Annotated in this window: 11 protein-coding genes; 8 read left to right on the top strand and 3 right to left on the bottom strand. The window is 76.2% G+C overall.

Features of this window, described 5'->3' with window-relative positions:
- Nucleotides 1-1269: a sensor histidine kinase gene (locus tag ACGF13_RS14975; protein WP_392873945.1), complete on the top strand. Its 1269-nt coding sequence runs from the start codon at nt 1-3 to the stop codon at nt 1267-1269.
- Nucleotides 1270-1331: 62 nt separating this feature from the next.
- On the opposite strand, the gene ACGF13_RS14970 is transcribed toward ACGF13_RS14975, so the two are convergent.
- Together ACGF13_RS14970 and ACGF13_RS14965 are read right to left on the bottom strand one after the other, a co-directional pair.
- Complete coding sequence (locus ACGF13_RS14970; RefSeq protein WP_392874277.1) at nt 1332-1859, bottom strand: SUKH-3 domain-containing protein; 528 nt, start codon at nt 1857-1859, stop codon at nt 1332-1334.
- Nucleotides 1860-1919: 60 nt separating this feature from the next.
- Complete coding sequence (locus ACGF13_RS14965; protein ID WP_392873942.1) at nt 1920-2381, bottom strand: YwqJ-related putative deaminase; 462 nt, start codon at nt 2379-2381, stop codon at nt 1920-1922.
- Nucleotides 2382-2938: 557 nt separating this feature from the next.
- Here ACGF13_RS14965 and ACGF13_RS14960 point away from each other — a divergent pair.
- The 4 genes from ACGF13_RS14960 (at nt 2939) to mfd (ending at nt 12877) form a co-directional block, all read left to right on the top strand.
- Nucleotides 2939-3940, top strand: a complete 1002-nt coding sequence (locus ACGF13_RS14960) for an SMI1/KNR4 family protein (protein WP_392873939.1) — start codon at nt 2939-2941, stop codon at nt 3938-3940.
- Nucleotides 3941-4034: 94 nt separating this feature from the next.
- Entirely contained in the window at nt 4035-6758 is a 2724-nt protein-coding gene (locus ACGF13_RS14955) for an SUKH-4 family immunity protein (RefSeq protein WP_392873937.1), read from the top strand.
- 266 nt (nt 6759-7024) lie between these two features.
- Complete coding sequence (locus tag ACGF13_RS14950; RefSeq protein ID WP_392873935.1) at nt 7025-8443, top strand: hypothetical protein; 1419 nt, start codon at nt 7025-7027, stop codon at nt 8441-8443.
- 804 nt (nt 8444-9247) lie between these two features.
- Complete coding sequence (gene mfd / locus ACGF13_RS14945; protein ID WP_392873933.1) at nt 9248-12877, top strand: transcription-repair coupling factor; 3630 nt, start codon at nt 9248-9250, stop codon at nt 12875-12877.
- A 126-nt stretch (nt 12878-13003) separates the two neighbouring features.
- Here the strand turns inward: mfd and ACGF13_RS14940 are convergent, their stop codons facing one another.
- Nucleotides 13004-13600 carry a DUF4352 domain-containing protein gene (locus ACGF13_RS14940; protein WP_392873931.1) on the bottom strand — a complete coding sequence of 199 codons (597 nt, stop codon included), beginning with the start codon at nt 13598-13600 and terminating at the stop codon, nt 13004-13006.
- A 200-nt stretch (nt 13601-13800) separates the two neighbouring features.
- Here ACGF13_RS14940 and ACGF13_RS14935 point away from each other — a divergent pair, with 200 nt between their 5' ends.
- The 3 genes from ACGF13_RS14935 (at nt 13801) to ACGF13_RS14925 (ending at nt 18479) form a co-directional block, all read left to right on the top strand.
- Complete coding sequence (locus ACGF13_RS14935) at nt 13801-15999, top strand: N-6 DNA methylase (protein WP_392873928.1); 2199 nt, start codon at nt 13801-13803, stop codon at nt 15997-15999.
- Between the two features lie 180 nt (nt 16000-16179).
- Nucleotides 16180-16854: a hypothetical protein gene (locus ACGF13_RS14930; protein ID WP_392873925.1), complete on the top strand. Its 675-nt coding sequence runs from the start codon at nt 16180-16182 to the stop codon at nt 16852-16854.
- Nucleotides 16851-18479: a protein kinase gene (locus ACGF13_RS14925; RefSeq protein ID WP_392873922.1), complete on the top strand. Its 1629-nt coding sequence runs from the start codon at nt 16851-16853 to the stop codon at nt 18477-18479. The genes ACGF13_RS14930 and ACGF13_RS14925 overlap by 4 nt, the downstream gene beginning before the upstream one ends.
- The last annotated feature ends 468 nt before the right edge of the window (nt 18480-18947 follow it).

The raw sequence follows: 18947 nt of genomic DNA, 5'->3' as shown, positions 1-18947 counted from the left end.
ATGAGCAAGTCGCCTGGGGAGCGCGTGCCGGTCCGGTCGTTCTGGTGGTGGAAGCGGCCGCGCAGCGCTTTCCTGGACATCGGGCTGGCGATGCTCGCCGCGGTGGAGTGCGCGGTCAGCACGACCGCCTTCCTCTCCGCCCGGATCCACGTCAGCACCGCGGGAGCGGTCGGGATAGCCGTGCTCGGCACGCTGGCCGGCGGCTCGCTGGTGGTGCGCCGGCGCTGGCCGGCCGTCCCGGTGCTGGTGACGCTGCTGGTGATGCCCGGGATGCTGGGCGTCGTGCTGCTGGTGGTGGCGCTGTACACGCTGGCCTCGACCTGGGAGTGGCCCTCGCGTCGCCGCCGGGTGGTGGCGCTGTCCGCGCTGGCCTTCGCCGAGGCGGCCGCCGTGATGGCGGTGTCGCTGATGACGCCCGGCGACGCGCCGGTGGATCCGCCGCCGCTGTGGGGCCAGATCCTGCTGTCGCTGCTGGTGTCGGTCGGGCTGACCGTCGCCCCGGTGGTGACCGGACTGTACGTCGGCGCGCGGCGGCGGCTGATCGAGTCGCTCAAGGACCGCGCGCACGGCCTGGAGACCGAGCTGGACCTGCTCGCCGAACAGGCGCAGGAACGCGCCCGCCGGGCCCGCCTGGAGGAGCGCACCCGGATCGCCCGGGAGATGCACGACGTGGTGGCGCACCGGGTGTCGCTGATGGTGGTGCACTCCGGGGCGCTGGAGCGGATCGTCGTCAAGGACCCGGAGAAGGCCGCGCAGAGCGCCAAGCTGATGGGCGAGGTCGGCCGGCAGGCGCTGAACGAGCTACGGGAGATCCTCGGGGTGCTGCGGATGGACGACGAGCGGCAGCCGGAGCCGGACTCGCTGGCCGGACTGCCGCGGCTGGTCGACCAGTCCAGGGCGGCCGGGATGGCGGTGACGCTGACGGTCAGCGGCAGCCGGCAGGAGTTCACCGGCGAGGCCGAGCAGACCGCCTACCGGGTCGTCCAGGAGGGCCTGACCAACGCCCACAAGCACGCGGGCGGCGCCCAGGTGTCGGTGCTGCTCTCGTACGCGCCGAACGGGGTGCGGGTGGCCGTGGTGAACGCCTGCCCGGGCGGGGAGAGGGGCGCGGCGAAGCTGCCCAGCGGGGGCAACGGGCTGGTCGGGATGCGGGAACGGGTGATCGCGCTGGGCGGCACCTTCTCCTCCGGGCCGGAGGCGGACGGCGGGTTCCGGATCGAGGCGGTGCTGCCGTCCCGGTTGGCGGTGCGGGCCGAGCGGCTGCGCTGAGCGGCTGCGTTGAGCGGGCGGTCCGGGCGGTCCGGGCGGTCCTCGGGGCTCCTCCGGGTCCGTCAGTACGCGTCGGCGGTGCGCAGCAGCTCCGGGGCGGTGCCCAGGACCAGCGTGGAGATCGCCTGGTCGATGCCGTGGCCGAGGAACCACTCGCCGGTGTGGTCCAGGCTGTAGACCCGGCCCTCCTCGTCGACGGCCAGCAGTGCCTGCCCGTACGCCTCCTCGCCGAGCGGGGCCAGCTGAGTCCCCAGCGCCCGGCCGAGGTCGAGCAGGGTGCGCGGCTGGTGCAGACCGCACAGCGGGTCGATCAGGAACGGGGTGCGGGCCAGCTGGCGGCCCGGGCCGGACAGGTCGAAGGCGAGGCCGCCGAACTCGGCCCAGGCCTCCACCGCCGCCGGGAACACCGCGTGCCGTACGCCGGTGGGCGCGCCGTGTCCGACCAGGGTGTCGGCCCACTCCTCGGCCTGCCGGATCTGCCAGCGGCCGGGGTGCCAGCCGGCCGCCTTGAGCTCGGCGGCGACGTCGGCGGGGAAGCGGGGCCGGGTCCGCGTGCCGGCGGGGGAGAGGGTGGCCGGTGCGGGCGGGATGGGCGGGTTCAGGGCGGGCTCCAGGGCTGGGGGACGGGGACGTGCCGGCCGCTCGGCCGGTCAGTGCGCGGGCGGGCCGACGGCGACGCTGCGCACGGTGAAGTGCTCCAGCATCGGGGCGCAGGAGCGGCACGGCGGCGCGTGGCTGCCGTGCGCCGGGTCGTCCTCCTCGCGGATGCGCACGGTCGTCATCCGGGAGCCCTTGAGCGCCTTGCGGGCCTCGTGCAGCGTCATCGGCTTGCGGGCGGCGCGCTTGGAGCGCCTGCCGTCGACGGCGGTCAGGTACTGGGAGAGCAGGACGGCCTCCGGGCAGCGGCCGGTGAACCGCTCGCGGGCCTCGGCCGGCAGGGTGTCCAGGAACTCGGCGACCAGGTGGTGCAGCACCGGGCGGCGCGGGTCCTTGTCGCCCGCCAGGGTGTGCACCTCGCCGCCCTTGAGCGACAGCGCGGCGGCGACGGCGGGCAGCAGGCTGTCGCGGTGGTGGCGCAGCACGGGCGGGCCCGCCGGCTCACCGGTGGTCATCCGTCGTCCTCCTCCTCGTCATCCCGACGTCGGCCGCGGTGGCCGGGCCGGTCCGGGGCAAGCCTGTCAAACGACACCGACAACCGCACATCCGGGGTGCGGCGCAGGCCGGTGCCGCGACGGCCCGGCCGCCGCCGTACCCGATGCTGTCGAACGCTCACCGGTCCGTCACGACTTGTCCGTCGATGTACCGAAACCGCCTCCGGGCCAGGCCCGCGGCCGGTACCGTTCCGGCCGCGAGCCGGAGGGGACGCGGCCGACCGCCCGGGGGCCGGTGCCCGCCGACGGGTCGACTCCGGTGCCCGCGCCGGACGTTGGGGCCGCCGGGATCCGGGCCGGGGCGCACTGCCCGGCGCCGGTCCACCGGCAGCCCGCGTTCCGTCACCTCGGCCACCGCGAGAGGACGTTCCCGGTCGCCGGGCGGGCGGTGGTGACGGCGGTGGGTCCGGGAGGTGCGCCGAGCCCGTCGTCCGCCTGGCAGCCGGGGGGTTGAGGGCAGGCCCTAGGCTGGTGCCCAGCAGGCACCGTATTTTGCAGCAGCCAGTGGGGGCTCCCAGATGACGACAGGTCGGCCCGGCGTCGCCGCCGCACCGAACGCGGCGTACGCAGGTCAGGTGGTGCAGTTCCCGGACCCGGTCCGCGCGGAGCGGCACCCCGCCGGGGTCAGGGTGGACGAGTACGGCTTCCCGGACTTCGGCCCGTACGCCGCCGCGGCGGCCGAGGTGGCCGACCCGCCGGAGGGCTTCGGCGTGGACGAACTGCGGCTGACCGACTACGTCTCGGCCAACGCCGCGCTCTACACCCAGGGCCACCCGCTCTGGGCCGACCTCCCGACCGCCGTCGCCACCCCGCCCGGCTGGACCTGGCACCACGCGGTCGGCCGGGCCGCCCCCGGCTGGCGGCGGATGGAGCTCGTCCCGGTCGAGGTCAAGGCGCTGCTGCGGCACCACGGCGGCCTGGCCACGTCCGGCGCCGACCACACCCGCCGCGGCACCCGCCCGCTGCAGGAGCGCCGGCCTGTGCACTTCTCGCTGGCCGGGGACGGCGGGGACCCGATCGGCGTCCCCGAGGACCTGGTGCAGCGCGCCGAGGACCGCCTCGGCTACCGGCTGCCCGACGCCTACCGCACCTTCCTCAAGCTGGGCGGCGGCCGCGCCCCGGTCGGCGTGGGGCTGGACACCGAGCTCGGACTGCTGCTCGACCAGCCGTTCCTGACGCTCACCGAGGAGTACGGCACCCAGGACATCGTGTACGCCAACAAGTGCCTGCGCGACCACCTCACCAAGGACTACCTGGGCATCGCCTACGCGCAGGGCGGCCTGGTCGCGCTCAAGGTGCGCGGCGAGCGGGCCGGCTCGGTCTGGTTCCACCTGTACGACGACGCCCGCGACACCGGCGCCCCGGAGGCCCCGGAGGACCGCTGCGCCCGGCTGCTGCTGCCCTGCGGCGAGGACTTCGACGCCTTCCTGCTGCGGCTGGCGGGCAGCCCGCCGGAGCTGGAGACGGTCGCGGCGCTGATGGTGGACGGCGGGTTCGCCCGCGCCGTCCCGGTGGGCTGAGGCGCGTGGTCGCGGTGGTCGCGGTGGTGTCGGTGGCCGCGGTGTTCGCGGTGGAACGGGGGACGAAGAGGATGCGGACAGGGGTGAACCGGGCGTGGTGACGTACGCGCAGGCACAGGAGCTCGCCGAGGAGTGGATCAACGGCGGGGTGCCGCACACGCGGCAGCGCGAGGTACGGGTCCGGGAGTTCGACCTGGGCTTCGTCTGCTGGGCCGTGGCGCCCGCGGGCCCGGCCGAGGGCACGGGCGGTGCGGGCGGCGGCTCGGGGGAGGCGCGGCTGGTGATCGCCCGGGACTCGGGCGCCAGCACGCTGTGGCCCGCGCTGCCCGTCAACGAGGTGGTGCGGCAGTACGAGGAGGTCTACGGGCGGCCGGTGGCGGCCAACCCGGCGGGGGCGGCGAAGCCCGCGCCCGGGCCGGTGGAGGCGACCTCCTTCCTGCTCAGCCCGCCGCAGTGGCTCCAGGAGGCGGGGGCCGCGGCGATCGCGGCGGAGGCGGAGCGGCTCGGGACGGCTCCGGCCGCGGCCGCGGCTGCCGAGCCCGTCGAGGGGGCGACGACTCCGGCGCCGCAGCCCGTGCCGGCCGCGCAGCCCGTGCAGCCGACGCCGGCCGTGCTGACCGAGCCGCCGGTCTCCGACCGGCCCGCCGGGGACGCGCCGACCATGCTGGCGCCGCCGCCGGGGCAGGACGAGCCGGCCGTCGTACCGCAGCCGGCACCGGTGCCGGTGCCGCAGGCCGCCGTACCGGTCGCGCCTGATGTGCCCGCCGCGCCCGCGACGCCCGTCCCGCCCGCCGCGCCCGCCGCGCCCGCGACGCCCGTCCCGCCCGTCGCACCCGTGGTGCCGGGCCCGCCGGCTGGGGCCGAGGCCGCGACCATGCTGATGCCCGAGGGGCTGCGGACCACCGGCTCGGATCTGCCCGAGCCCGCCGCGCCGGCGGGTGCCGAGGCCGCGACCATGCTGATGCCGCCGACGGGCGGCGGCTACGGCATGCCCCCGGTCCCGCCGTCCGCGCCGGCCCCGGCCGCCGCGGAGCAGCCGCCCGTCGCCCCGCCGGCCCCGGTGCCCGCCCCGGCCGCCGAGCCGGCGCCCACGCTGCTCGCCTCGCCGGACGCCATGCCGGGGCTGATGGGCCTGCCGGGCGCTCCGGCCGCCCCGCCCGCCGGCGGTCCGCAGGTGGAGCACGCGCCGACGATGCTGGCCCCGCCCGGCGGTCTGCCCGGTCTCGCCGGTCTGCCGGGCGCCCCGGCCCCCGGTGCCCCGATCCCCGGCGTTCCGGCCCCGGGCGCCCCGGAGGGCGGCGTGCCGCAGGCCGGGCTCGGCCGGGGCGCGGGCTCCGCCCCGCCGCCGCCCCCGCCGGCCGCGCTGCGCGGTGGCCCCGCCGGTCCTCCCGCCGCGGGCGGAGCTCCCGCCGGGCTGGGGCGCAACGCGGGTTCGGGCCCGCCGCCGCCCCCGCCCGCCGGGCTGAAGCACACCCCGGGTTCCGGCACGCCCGTCGCCAGCCCCGGCGGCCGTGGCGCCGCCACCGCCCCCCCGCCCCCGCCCCCGGCGGGCCTGCGCGGTGGCGAGGCCCCGCCGACCGCGTCGGCCGCCGGCCCGGCCGCGTCCGGGACGGCGTACGAGGCGACCCAGCTGGCGAGCGCGATCGACCCGGCGCTGGTGGCCGGCCCGGCGGACCCGGGCACCCCGCCGTCCGGCGGCCCCGCCGTCCCGCCGCCGCCCGGCGGCCCGGCGGCCCCCGTCGCGCCCGCGGCCGGCTACGGCTACCCGAACGCGGGCGGCGCCGCCGGGCTCGTCCCGCCGGCGGCGGTGCCCGGCTCGCCGCAGCCCGCGCCGGTGCCCCCGGGCGTGCCCGCGGTCGGCCCGGGGTACTTCGCCGCGCTCAGCTACCGGGGCCCGGACGGCTCGGAGCAGAAGCTGCTGCACCGCAGCGAGCCCGGCACCCCGCACCCGGAGTGGAAGATCCTCCAGGACCTGCGCCGGCTCAACGTGCCGCCGGAGCAGGTGCTGGAGCTGTACACCGAGCTGGAGTCCTGCGACCTGCCGGGCGGCTACTGCAACCGCATGATCGCCGCGTCCTGGCCGAACGTCCGGCTCACCCACACCGCCCCGTACGGCCGCGACCACGCCTCCCGGCAGGCCGGGATGTCCGAGCTGCTCGACCACCTGGACGAGCTGCACCAGCTGGCCTCCGGCGCCCAGCGGGTCCGCCCGTTCCGGGTGCCGGCGTCCGCGCCGGGGACGGTCCAGGCGCTGCCGCCGCTCCCGCCGCAGCAGCTCGCCCAGGAGATCGGCGCCGCGTTCGGGCAGAACCTGTTCCGCTACGAGCAGCGCGCCGTCTCCCGCCAGGGCGTGCCCGAGCCGGTGTCCCAGACCCTGATGTGGGCCGGGCTGCCGCGCGACTTCGGGCCGTTCTTCTGGGCGCAGGCGCAGGAGGGCCGCCCGATCCCGACGCTCGCCGAGCTGGCCGCCGAGCGCGGTCTCGCCGCGGGCCCGGACTTCGGCGGCTACCTGGTGCTGGGCAACGACTACGGCCGCCAGCTGTGCGTCCAGTACGGCACCGCGCACGTGGTGGCGGTGGACATCGATGGAACCGGCCAGCCGCCCCGGTTCGTCAACAGCGGTGTACCGGAGTTCGTCCGCTCGATGGCCCTGCTGGGCCGGATGTGGCGGCTGCGGTACGGGCTGACGCCGGACCAGGCCGGTCGCTGGACGACCGACTTCCAGGCCCAGCTCGCCGCGATCGACCCGGCGGCCCTGCAGAACGCGGACACCTGGTGGGCCGTGCTGCTGGAGCAGTTCTGGGACGGCCTGCTGTAGCGGTCCGTCGCCGATCCTCGCAGGTGGGGAGGGGTCGTTCCGGCGTCCGGGACGGCCCCTCCGGCATGCCGTCGCAGCCGTGCCTCGTTGGGGTTTCGCCCGGATCTGCGCAAAATAGGTCAAGAGGATGGGTCTATTCGTCCCGTCCTCGACGCAATCCGGTCCGTAGGACGGCGGATTCCGGCCCCGGGCTCCCAACCGGTTCCGGATCCGACCGTTCCGTCCGATCATGGGCTCCGCAGCCCGCGAAACGAGGGGAAGAGCCCATGAGCGACGCCGTCCCCCAGTACGGCTTCACCCAGGCCCGCAAGGGCTACGCGCCCGAGCAGGTCGACCGAGCCCTGGCCGCGCTCACCGCGCAGCGCGACGAGGCGTGGGAGCGGCTGAGTGTCCTGGGCGCCGGCATCCGGCAGATGGAGGCCCGGCTGGCCGACATCCGCCGGACCGCCGAGGAGGCCCCGGAGCCCGACTACCAGGTGCTCAGCGAGCAGGCCGCCGGACTCGCCGCGATGGCCGAGAACGAGGCGCGCGCCGTCCGGGAGAAGGCCGAGCGCTTCTCCGAGGACCTCCGGGACGAGGTCTACGAGGCCGGGCAGGCGGCCGACCGCGCCGCCAGGGAGTACAGCGCCACGACCCGTACCGCCTCCGACGCGGCCGCCCGCCGCACCGAGGAGCGGACCCGGGCCGAGGCCGAGGGCATCCGGTCCGACGCCGACCGGGAGAGCCGCTCCATCCGGGACGCCGCCACCGCGTACGCCGCCAAGGTGCGGGTGGCCGCCGCCGAGGCCAGCGAACAGGCCGAGGCCGAGCTGGCCACCCGGCGCCGCAAGGCCGACGAGACCTTCGCCGCGGCCCAGGCCAAGGCCGACGGCGAGGACGCCGAGGTCTCGACGACGGCCGAGCGCCGGGTCAAGGAGGCGGAGCAGCAGCGGGAGACCGTGCTGAACCGGATCAAGCAGCTGGAGACGGACGCCCAGGCCAAGGCCGACCAGCTGATCGAGCAGGCCCGCCGGGAGGCCGAGGAGGTCAACGCGGCGAGCGAGCGCGAGCAGCGCGAGTTCGACACCCGGCTGGAGACGGTGCAGCAGCACCTGGACCACATCAAGGCCACGCTGGCCTCGCTCACCGGGGCGGCGGTCGGCCAGATCGAGCCCGAGATGGCGGCCGCGGCCGTCGCGGCGGCCCGGGCCGCGGAGGGCTCGGCCGAGCAGGCCGCCGAGGAGTCCGCAGAGGAGCCCGCCGAGGAGTCCGCCGAGACCCTCACGGCCCCCACGGCCCCCGCTCCGCGGGACGCGGTCGAGGACGCCGTCGCCGACACCGCGCCGGTGGACTCGGAGGCGGACACCGGGGAGATCCCGGTGGCGAACCTGCGCAAGGCCCTGGCCGCCGCGGCTCCGGCCGGAGCCAAGGGCTCCGCCCCGGAGAAGCCGGCGCCCGTGCTGCGGACGCCGGTGGTCGGCAGCAGCGCGACCAGGGCCATCGGCGGGCCCGTGGCGACCGGCCCGGTGCCCCCGAAGCCGGCCTCGCCGCCCGACGGGGAGACGGTGGCCTCCGACGCCGCCGCTGCCGGGAAGGCCGCCGAGGGGCGGACGGAGGACGAGACCCGGATCGTGCCGAAGATCATCATCGTGGACGACGGCAGCGGCTACGCGACCCCCAACACGGTGAGCTACCGCCGCCGCTGAACGGCCGCCGACCGTACGTCGTCGCGAAGGCCCCGGCCGCTTCCCCCTGGGGGAGGCCGGGGCCTTCGCCGTACTCGACGCGGCCGGGCCCGCCGGAACGGGCCCGACGAAAGCGCCCGCCGAACGGGCCTGCCGGAACGGGCTGAGGAAACGCGGACGAAGGAAGCGGGGCGGGGAAGCGGGGCCGAGAAAACGGGCCGGGCTTCGGGATAGGGCGGCGGCCGACCGGGTAGGCCCCGGGAGCGAAAGAGGCCGAGACCCGTGGCGCCCTCCAGGAAAGGGCGCCACGGTTCCCGGCGCTTGGGCGGGCGCCCCCACCCAGGGCCGCCCGGCCTCGCACCTCCGACCCCCATCGGGGGTGCGACAGTGCCCCCACAGCCATCCCCCACGGTTGGGTGCGGCGGGCACGTTCACCATGGTGCGCGATCTCCATGGACGGCCAGTGACAGGAGTATGTCCAGTTCGTGGCGGATAGCCGTGCTCGGTTCGGTGGTACTCCGGGTTGGTTCGTCCACCGGCCGGTCCGGTGTTCCGTCCAGTCGTTCGTTCCCGGACGTGCCCCTGACAAAAACAGCGGGGGGGGGGGGGCTGCTGCCCGGTGCTCCGACTCCGGTTGTGGCCCCGGTCGAGCCCCGCGCCGATCCCGTTCCGGCCCCGCCGACGTCGTGGACCGCGTGCCTGTCCGTGCCGCGGCGTAGGCTGGAGACCCCCGGCCGCTCGGCGCGCCGGGCCGTTCGCGTTGCCCCGGCGGGCCTTCGACCGCCCCGGGGCGGCACCAGCCACGGGACGAAGAAGAGACCCCAGATGAGCCTGACCGGACTGCTCGATGTCGTCGCGCGGGACGCGGCGCTCGCCGAGGCGATCGAGGCGGCCACCGCCCCCGGAGCCGCGGCCGGCGGACGCCGCCACCTGGACCTGGTCGGGCCGCCCGCCGCCCGGCCGTTCGCCATCGCCGCGCTGGCCCGCGCGCTCGCCGGGCAGTCCGCCGGGGAGCGGGGCCGCCCGGTGCTCGCCGTCACCGCGACCGGCCGTGAGGCCGAGGACCTCGCGGCCTCACTGCGCTCGCTGCTGCCCGCCGACGCCGTCGCCGAGTTCCCGGCCTGGGAGACGCTGCCGCACGAGCGGCTGTCGCCCCGCTCGGACACCGTCGGGCGCCGGCTGGCCGTACTGCGCCGGATCGTCCACCCGCGGGCCGACGACCCGGCGGCCGGGCCGGTGCGGGTGATCGTCGCCCCGGTCCGTTCGGTGCTCCAGCCGCAGGTCAAGGGGCTGGCCGAGCTGGAGCCGGTGGCCGTCCGGCGCGGTGGGTCGTACGACCTGGAGGAGGTGGCCCGCCGGCTCTCCGCCGCCGCCTACGCGCGCGTCGAACTGGTCGAGAAGCGCGGCGAGTTCGCCGTCCGCGGCGGCATCCTGGACGTCTTCCCGCCCACCGAGGAGCACCCGCTGCGGGTGGAGTTCTGGGGCGACGAGGTCGAGGAGGTCCGGTACTTCAAGGTCGCCGACCAGCGCTCGCTGGAGATCGCCGAGCACGGCCTGTGGGCGCCGCCCTGTCGCGAGCTGCTGCTCACCGACGAGGTGCGGGCCCGGGCCGCCGAGCTGTCCGCCGAGCACCCCGGGCTGGCCGAGATCCTGGACAAGATCGCCGAGGGCATCGCGGTCGAGGGCATGGAGTCGCTGGCGCCGGTGCTGGTCGACGACATGGAGCTGCTGCTGGACGTGCTGCCGCTCGGCTCCGTCGCCGTGGTCTGCGACCCGGAGCGGGTCCGCACCCGGGCCGCCGACCTGGTCGCGACCAGCCAGGAGTTCCTGCACGCCTCCTGGGTCGCGGCCGCGGCCGGCGGGGACCGGCCGATCGACCTGGAGGCCATCGACGTCTCCGCCGCCTCGCTGCGCTCGCTCGCCGAGGTGCGCGAGCACGCCGACGAGATCGGGCTGCCCTGGTGGTCCGTCAGCCCGTTCGCGACGAGCCAGTCCTCCGTCGACGGCATCCTGGAGTTCGACGCCAACACGCTGACCCTCGGCATGCACGCCGTGGAGGCCTACCGGGGTGACACCGCCCGGGCGATCGCCGACGCCAAGGAGCGGCTGGCCGCCGACTGGCGGGTCGTCATGGTGACCGAGGGCCACGGCCCGGCCTCCCGGCTCGCCGAGGTGCTGGGCAACGAGGGCATCCCGGCCCGTCTGGTCGCCGACCTCACCGAGGCGCCCACCCGGGACGTCGTCCACGTCTCCTGCGGCTCGATCGAGCACGGCTTCGTGGACGAGAACCTCAAGCTCACGGTCATCACCGAGACCGACCTGTCCGGGCAGAAGTCCTCCACCAAGGACATGCGCCGGATGCCCTCGCGCCGCCGCAACGCGATCGACCCGCTGGCGCTGGTGGCCGGCGACTACGTCGTCCACGAGGCGCACGGCGTCGGCAAGTACGTCGAGATGGTGCAGCGCACCGTCCAGGGCGCCACCCGCGAGTACCTGGTGCTGGAGTACGCCCCGGCCAAGCGCGGCCACCCCGGTGACCGGCTGTTCGTGCCGACCGACCAGCTGGACCAGGTCACCAAGTATGTCGGCGGCGAGGCCCCGACGCTGCACCGGCTCGGCGGCGCGGACTGGGCGAAGACCAAGCAGCGGGCCAAGAAGGCCGTCAAGGAGATCGCCGCCGACCTGATCAAGCTGTACTCGGCACGGATGGCCGCCCCCGGCCACACCTTCGGCCCGGACACCCCGTGGCAGCGCGAGCTGGAGGACGCCTTCCCGTACGCGGAGACGCCGGACCAGCTGACCACCATCGCCGAGGTCAAGTCGGACATGGAGAAGTCCGTCCCGATGGACCGGCTGATCTGCGGCGACGTCGGCTACGGCAAGACCGAGATCGCGGTGCGGGCCGCCTTCAAGGCCGTGCAGGACGGCAAGCAGGTGGCCGTCCTGGTGCCGACCACGCTGCTGGTGCAGCAGCACTTCTCGACCTTCGCCGAGCGCTACGCCAACTTCCCGGTGACGGTGAAGGCGCTGTCCCGCTTCCAGACCGACACCGAGGCCAAGGCCGTGCTGGAGGGGCTGTTCGAGGGCTCGGTGGACGTCGTGATCGGCACCCACCGGCTGTTCTCCTCCGAGACCAGGTTCAAGGACCTCGGCCTGGTCATCGTCGACGAGGAGCAGCGGTTCGGCGTCGAGCACAAGGAGCAGCTGAAGAAGCTGCGCGCCAACGTGGACGTGCTCACCATGTCCGCGACGCCGATCCCGCGCACCCTGGAGATGGCCGTCACCGGCATCCGCGAGATGTCCACCATCACCACCCCGCCGGAGGAGCGGCACCCAGTGCTGACCTTCGTCGGACCGTACGACGAGAAGCAGATCTCGGCCGCGATCCGGCGTGAACTCCTGCGCGAGGGCCAGGTGTTCTACATCCACAACCGGGTGGAGTCGATCGACAAGGCGGCCGCCCGGCTGAAGGACCTGGTGCCCGAGGCGCGGATCGCCACCGCGCACGGGCAGATGGGGGAGACCCAGCTGGAGAAGGTCGTCGTCGACTTCTGGGAGAAGGAGTTCGACGTCCTGGTGTCGACCACGATCGTGGAGTCCGGCATCGACATCTCCAACGCCAACACCCTGATCGTGGAACGCGGCGACACCTTCGGCCTCTCCCAGCTGCACCAGCTGCGCGGCCGGGTCGGGCGAGGGCGCGAGCGCGGCTACGCGTACATGCTGTACCCGCCGGAGAAGCCGCTCACCGAGACCGCGCACGAGCGGCTGGCCACCATCGCCCAGCACACCGAGATGGGCGCCGGCATGTACGTCGCGATGAAGGACCTGGAGATCCGCGGCGCGGGCAACCTGCTCGGCGGCGAGCAGTCCGGGCACATCGCGGGTGTCGGCTTCGACCTCTACATGCGGATGGTCGGCGAGGCGGTGGCGGAGTTCCGCGAGTCGCTGGCGGGCGGCGGGGAGCCGGAGGAGGAGCCGCTCGAGGTGAAGATCGAGCTGCCCGTCGACGCCCACGTGCCGCACGACTACGCGCCCGGCGAGCGGCTGCGGCTTCAGGCGTACCGCTCGATCGCCGCCGTCAACTCGGAGGAGGACATCCAGCAGGTCCGGGACGAGCTGGTGGACCGCTACGGCAAGCTGCCCGAGCCGGTGGAGAACCTGCTGCTGGTCGCGGCGCTGCGGCTGTACGCCCGGCGGTGCGGGATCGCGGACATCACCCTCCAGGGCTCCAACGTCCGCTTCGGGCCGGTGGAGCTGCGGGAGTCCCAGCAGCTGCGGCTGAACCGGCTCTACCCGCGCAGCCAGGTGAAGGCGGCGGCCCAGCAGCTGCTGGTGCCGCGCCCGAGCACCGGGCGGATCGGCGGCAAGCCGCTGGTCGGGCGGGAACTGCTGGGCTGGTGCAGCGAGTTCCTGTCGGCCATGTTCGACGACCTGGCGGGGGCGAAGAAGTAGCGTCTGCCGCTCGGCGGTTCCCGGCCGGTTCACGGCCGGCCCCCGCCGGGTTCACAGCCGGATCGCGGCGGTCTCGGGTTTCGGCCCGGGGCCGCCGTTCCGTACGCACGGGGGTGCGGCGGGAGGTCAGCCGAGCTTCCACTGGCCGGCCTGGTTGGAGAAGCCGTTGTCCAGGGCGAACTGGACCTTGTCGAGCTTGGTGCCGTCCGGGACCTCGAAGGTGACGAAGCCCTTGCCCGTCTCGCCGGGAGCGATGTTGGTGGGGGTCTGGAAGGCGGGGCCGGCCTTGGTCTCCTCGAGGTTCGGGCCGTACGCCTGGCCCTGGGCGTCCACGACCTTGGCGCTGCTGGCGGGGACCTCGCCGTACGCCTGGGCACCGGTGGCCTTGATCTGGAACTGCACCGCGACGTAGTGCTTGCCCTCGGCCGGCTTGAGGTACTCGCTGGCGCTCTCGGCCGGGTCGACCACCTTCACCGCGGTGACGTCGGCGGTGTTGCCCTTGTCCATGCCCTTGAGCGCGATGGTGTCGCCGAGCTTGGCGGGGGCCTTGGCGCTGTCGGCGGCCTTGGTGCCGGCGCCGGCGGCCGCGGTCGGCTTCGCCTCGGTCGAGACGGAGGCGCCACCGGTCGAGTCGCAGGCGGTCGCGGTGAGGGTGACCAGCGCGGCGCCCAGCAGCAGGGCGGCGGTGCGGCGGGTGGTGACGCGGCGGGCGGTGGCGGACATGGCTGTTCTCCCGGTGGTCGGTGGTCTTCCTGGTGTCGCCCCCGTCCGGTGGCGACGGAGAGATCACACCACTGGAGCGTGAACCATGTCAACGGGATTTCACGAAAGATCTCTGTTCACACGTGAACGGAGACGGAGATCCGCATCGCTATGCTGTGCGGTCACACCCCCTGCCCGCCCGCGCCACCGAAGGAGCCCCCGTGCCGGACCGTCCCGAAGTGACCGCCGCCGAGATCGCTCGGCTCGCCGGCGTCGGCCGGGCCGCGGTCAGCAACTGGCGCCGCCGCCACCCCGACTTCCCCCGCCCGGTCGGCGGCACCGACGCCAGCCCGGCCTTCGCGCTCGCCGAGGTCGAGTCCTGGCTGCGCGCCCAGGGCAAGATCGCCGAACTCCCGCTGCTGGAGCGGGTCTGGCAGCTCGTCGACACCCTCCGCGACCCGGCCGGCCACCCCGCCGCCCCGCTGGTCGAGGCGGGCGCCCTGCTCCTGCTGCTGCACCGCGAGCCCGGACAGTGGGCCGAGCTCGCCGACCGGCCGGACACCCGGCGCGCCCTCGCGCTGCCCCGGGCCGTCGCCGGCGCCGCCGTGCACGCCTTCGGCCCCGACGGCGCCCGCACCCTCGGCCTCCCGGGCCTGCTCGGCAGCACCCAGCTGGACCTCGCCCGGCTGCTCGCCGAACTCGCCGCCCAGGCCGGCCCGGTCGGCGCGTACGAGCAGCTGCTCACCCGGTACGCCGAGGCCAACACCCGGCAGCTCAGCCCCACCCCGCCGGAGGCCGCCGAACTGCTCGCCGCCGTCGCCGGGGTCCCCGCCACCGTGCTCGACCCGGCCGTCGGCCTCGGCTCCGTCCTGCTCGCCCACCCGCCGACCACCGGCCGCTACGGTCAGGACGCCGACCCGGTCACCGCCGCCCTCGCCCGGCTCCGGATCGCCCTGCACACCCCCGCCGACGAGCCCGGCCCGCTCCCGCTCGACCTGCGGGCCGGCGACGCCCTGCGCGCCGACGGCTTTCCCGGCGACACCTTCGAGGCCGTGCTCTGCCAGCCTCCGTACAACGAACGCGACTGGGGCCACGACGAGCTGCAGTTCGACACCCGCTGGCCCGGCGGGCTCGTCCCGCCGCGCGGCGAGTCCGAACTGGCCTGGGTGCTGCACTGCCTCGCCCACACCCGCCCCGGCGGCCTCGCCGCGCTGCTGCTCCCGCCGACCGTCGCCGCCCGCCGGGCCGGCCGCCGGATCCGGGCCGAACTGCTCCGCTCCGGCGCGCTGCGCGCCGTCATCGCGCTGCCCGCCGGCGCCGCCCCGCCGTACGGCGTCCCGCTGCACCTGTGGGTGCTGCGCGCTCCCCGGCCGGGGAGCGACTTCCGCCAGGTGCTGATGCTCGACGCCGGGGCGGCACCCACCGCCGCGGTCGGGACCGCCGGGGCGCCGGCCGCCGAGGGGGGCCGGGACAGGGTCGACTGGCCCGAGCTGCGCCGCACCGTCCTGGACGCCTGGCGCGGCTTCGACCTCGCCGCGCGCGAGGGCCTGCCGGTCCCCGCCGACCGCCCCGGCGTCCACCGGGCCGTGGCCGCCATCGACCTGCTCGACGACGAGACCGACCTCTCCCCGGCCCGGCACGTCCCGCCGGCCGCACCGCTCGGCGGCGCGGCCGAACTCTCCCACCTCGGCGGCCGGCTGGCCGAACTGCTGGCCGGCCTGCCCGACCCGACCACGCTGCTGCCGCGGCCGGGCACCGCGCCCGACGGGGCGTCCGGCGCCGCTCCCGCAGGGCTGGTCACCATCGGCGAACTGGTCCGCGGCGGCGCGCTGGAGGTGTACTCCTCCGGCACCGCCACCGGCATCGGCACCGCCACCCGGCCGGCCGGCTCGGGAGCGGGCGGCTCGGGGTCGGCCGGGTCGGGGTCGGGCGGCACCCCCGTCGTCACCGACCAGGACCTCGCCACCGGTGCCGCGCCCAGCGCCGTCCTGACCGCCGGCCCCGGCCCGGCCGGGGACGTCCGCACCCGCCCCGGCGACGTCCTGGTCCCCGCCCTCGGCGGCGGCACCGCCCGGGTCGTCCCCGCCGAGGGCCCGCTGGTCGGCGCCGCCCTCGGCCGCCAACTCCACCTCCTGCGGCCCGATCCGGCCGCCCTCGACCCCGAGTTCCTGGCCGGCCAGTTCCGCTCCACCGCCGGCACCCGGCGCGCCGCCAGCCACGCCACCACCACCGCCCGCCTCGACATCCGCCGGGTCGAACTGCCCCGCCTCCCGCTCCCCGCGCAGCAGCGCCTCGGCGCCGCCTTCGCCCGCCTCGCCGCCTTCGACACCGCCCTCGCCCAGGCCGCCGCGCTCGGCCGCGGCCTCGCCCAGGCCGCCACCGACGCCCTGGCGACCGGCACGCTGCTGCCGCCGGACTGAGGGCGGTCCACGGCGGGCGCCGCGGAGGTGACCCCGGCTCAGTAGCGGCGTGGTACCGGCGCGGTACCGATGCGGCAGCGGGCGGACGGAAGCCCTCCGGAGCGACCGGGCCGGGCGGTACGGTGGGCGCAGCCGTCCGCACCGCCCTCGGTGCCGGTCCTCACCAGCTCAGGAGCGCGCATGTCAGGGCACCATCCCGGGCAGTTCGGACCGCCGCCCGGCGGCACGCCGTACGGGCCGGGGCAGGGGCCGCTTCCCGCGCCGGCGCCGGTGGTCGGGCAGGCTCCGATTCCGGGGCGGTTCGGGGTGCTCGCGCGCGTCCTGTGCGCGCTGGCCCCGCTGCTCACCTTCGGCCTGCTCGGGGCCGTCCCCTCGCTGCTGCTGGCGGTCCGGCGCCGGCGGGCGTACGACATCGCCGGTGCGGCGGTGTTCTGCGCGCTGTTGCTCGCCATGGTCGTCTCCGCCGGGGTCGCGGGCAGCCTGAAGAACCCCACCGCCGACACCACCGGCCAGATCACACTGGCCGTGCTGTGGCTCCTGCCGACGGCGCACTTCCTGGTGATGGACAGCCGCGTGGTCTGGCTGGCCGGGCCGCCCGCGCCGCAGGCCGCGCCGTACGCCGTGCCGCAGGCCGTTTCGCCGTACGCGGCGACCGTGCCCGGGTACGGGGTGCCCGCGCCGGCGGCCCCCGGCCCCTCGGTCGCGCCCCGCTTGGTGCAGACCCCCTCCGTGCAGGCTCCCGCGGTGCAGGCCCCCTCGGTGCAGGCCCCCTCGGCGCAGGCCCCCGAGACCGCCCACGACCTGCGCGAGCTGGGCGAGTTGCTGCGCCGCCAGGCCCGCGAGGATCGGCCGTGACCGCCACCCGGCTGATCGCCGGCCGCTACCGGCTCACCGAGAAGATCGGCCACGGCGGCATGGGCCAGGTCTGGGCCGGCCAGGACGAACGGCTGCTCCGCCCGGTCGCGGTCAAGCTGCTCCGCCCCGAGCACCTGCTCCCCGGCGGGACCGGCACCGGCGGCGAACGGGCCGGCCACGGCGACGAGTTGCGCCGCCGCTTCCTGCGCGAGTGCCGGGTCACCGCCGCACTCGACCACCCCGGGCTGGTCACCGTCTTCGACGCGGGCGAGGACGAGGGCGAGCTCTACCTCGTCATGCAGCGCATCCCCGGGGTCAGCCTGGCCGACCTCATCGCCGAGGACGCGCCCTTCCCGATCGAGCGCGCCGCGGCCGTCGCCGCGCAGCTGTGCGCCGCGCTGGCCGCCGTCCACGCCATCCCGGTGGTCCACCGCGACCTCAAGCCGAGCAACGTCATGGTCCGCGAGGACGGCCGCACCGTCCTGCTCGACCTCGGCATCGCCACCGCCCTCGACACCGAGACCACCCGGCTCACCCTCACCGGCGTGCCCGTCGGCAGCCCCTCCTACATGGCCCCCGAACAGGCCCTCGCCGCCACCACCGACCCGCGCAGCGACCTCTACGCGCTCGGCTGCCTGCTGCACGAGATGCTCGCCGGCGAGGAGCCGTTCCGGGCCCCCACCGCGCTCGGCGTCCTGCGCCGGCACGTCGACGAACCACCCGTCCCGCTACGGCAGTTGCGCCCCGAGGTGCCGCAGCCGTTGGAACAACTGGTGCTCGACCTGCTCGCCAAGCAGCCCGCCGACCGCCCCGCCGACGCCTGGACCGTCCACACGCGGCTGCTCCCGCTGCTGCCCCCGGCCGACGGCACCCCGCAGCCCCGCCACACCCCGCTGCCGGACCCGGCCCGCCCCTTCCGGTACCCGCACCAGCCACAGCCGCCGGCCGCGGCGGCCACCCCGGCGCCGACCGTCCGCTCCGAGCCGCGGCCCTTCCTCATGCCGCCCGCCCCGCCGACACCGCCCCCCGCCCCCGCGGGCCCGGACCTCGGCGCCGAATGCGCCCGGCTCTCCGACCTGGTCGACGCCGGCCGCCACACCGAGGTGCTCGGCCTCGCCGCCCGCCTGCTGCCCCGGGCCGAGGCCGAACTAGGCGACGCCACGCCCCTGGTGCGCACCATCCGCACCATCTACGCCCGCACCCTCCTGCACGAGGGCCACCCCCAGCAGGCCCTCCCCGAATACCGCCGCCTCGCCGCCACCGCCGACGGCGGCCCGCACGGCCCCCAGGGCCTCGACCACCGCTACCGCGCCGCGATCTGCCTCGACCGGCTCGGCCACGGACCCGAAGCCCTCGCCGAGTACCAGGCCCTCCTCACCGCCCACACCGCCCGCCTCGAATCCGGCCTCGACACCGACCCCGAGCGCAGCTACGACCTCCGCGAACGCATCGGCCTCCACCTCGCCGCCACCGGAGACCCCCAGAACGCCTGGCAGTGGCTGCTCCCCCTCCTCCTCGACCGCGAACGCCGCGACGGCCCCCACCACCCCACCGTCCGCCGCCTCCGCCAGTCCCTCTCCACCCTCACCCCCACCTCCACCCCCTGGCCCCCGACCCCCCGCTGACCCACCCCGCCGCCCCGGAACCTCCGGCACGGGTGCCCCCGGCGTGGTGGTGTGGCCTTCCGCGTCGCCCTCCGGGACGTTGGCCCCGCGCCCCTTCCGGCTGGCACGACGTGTGCGTGCCGGTTCGGAGCCTTCGGCACGGGCACACCGTGCCGGCCTCGGGACGTTGGCCCCGCGCCTCTTCTGATCACCATCAACACCTCCAGCCCCCTGGGGCCTCCACGCATCCCGGGACGCTGCCACCTGCCGGCCCGTTTGCCGAACGCCGTGCCACAGCCGCTCTCCACCGCCCCGGCGGAGGACGCCGCCATCTCGGATCAGGAAGTCGGCCGGGCCGACTTTTCGTGCGGGTGGCTTGTGGAGGAGCGGGGTGGCGCCTGGGAGTGGGAAGTCGGCGGGCTCGACTTCCTGTGCGGGCGCGGGTCTGGTCGAGGCGTTGGCCCGGGGCGGAGTGGAGTGGGAAGTCGG

It is taken from the genome of Kitasatospora sp. NPDC048286 (genome assembly GCF_043201735.1).
Classification (GTDB): Bacteria; Actinomycetota; Actinomycetes; order Streptomycetales; family Streptomycetaceae; genus Kitasatospora.
This window is presented reverse-complemented; position numbering and strand designations above follow the sequence as displayed.

Excerpts from the sequence above, each read along its gene's own strand:
- ACGF13_RS14975 (WP_392873945.1), top strand. The coding sequence starts at position 1 with ATGAGCAAGTCGCCTGGGGAGCGCGTGCCGGTCCGGTCGTTCTGGTGG.
- ACGF13_RS14965 (WP_392873942.1), bottom strand. The coding sequence starts at position 2,381 with ATGACCACCGGTGAGCCGGCGGGCCCGCCCGTGCTGCGCCACCACCGC.
- ACGF13_RS14960 (WP_392873939.1), top strand. The coding sequence starts at position 2,939 with ATGACGACAGGTCGGCCCGGCGTCGCCGCCGCACCGAACGCGGCGTAC.
- ACGF13_RS14950 (WP_392873935.1), top strand. The coding sequence starts at position 7,025 with ATGAGCGACGCCGTCCCCCAGTACGGCTTCACCCAGGCCCGCAAGGGC.
- mfd (WP_392873933.1), top strand. The coding sequence starts at position 9,248 with ATGAGCCTGACCGGACTGCTCGATGTCGTCGCGCGGGACGCGGCGCTC.
- ACGF13_RS14940 (WP_392873931.1), bottom strand. The coding sequence starts at position 13,600 with ATGTCCGCCACCGCCCGCCGCGTCACCACCCGCCGCACCGCCGCCCTG.
- ACGF13_RS14930 (WP_392873925.1), top strand. The coding sequence starts at position 16,180 with ATGTCAGGGCACCATCCCGGGCAGTTCGGACCGCCGCCCGGCGGCACG.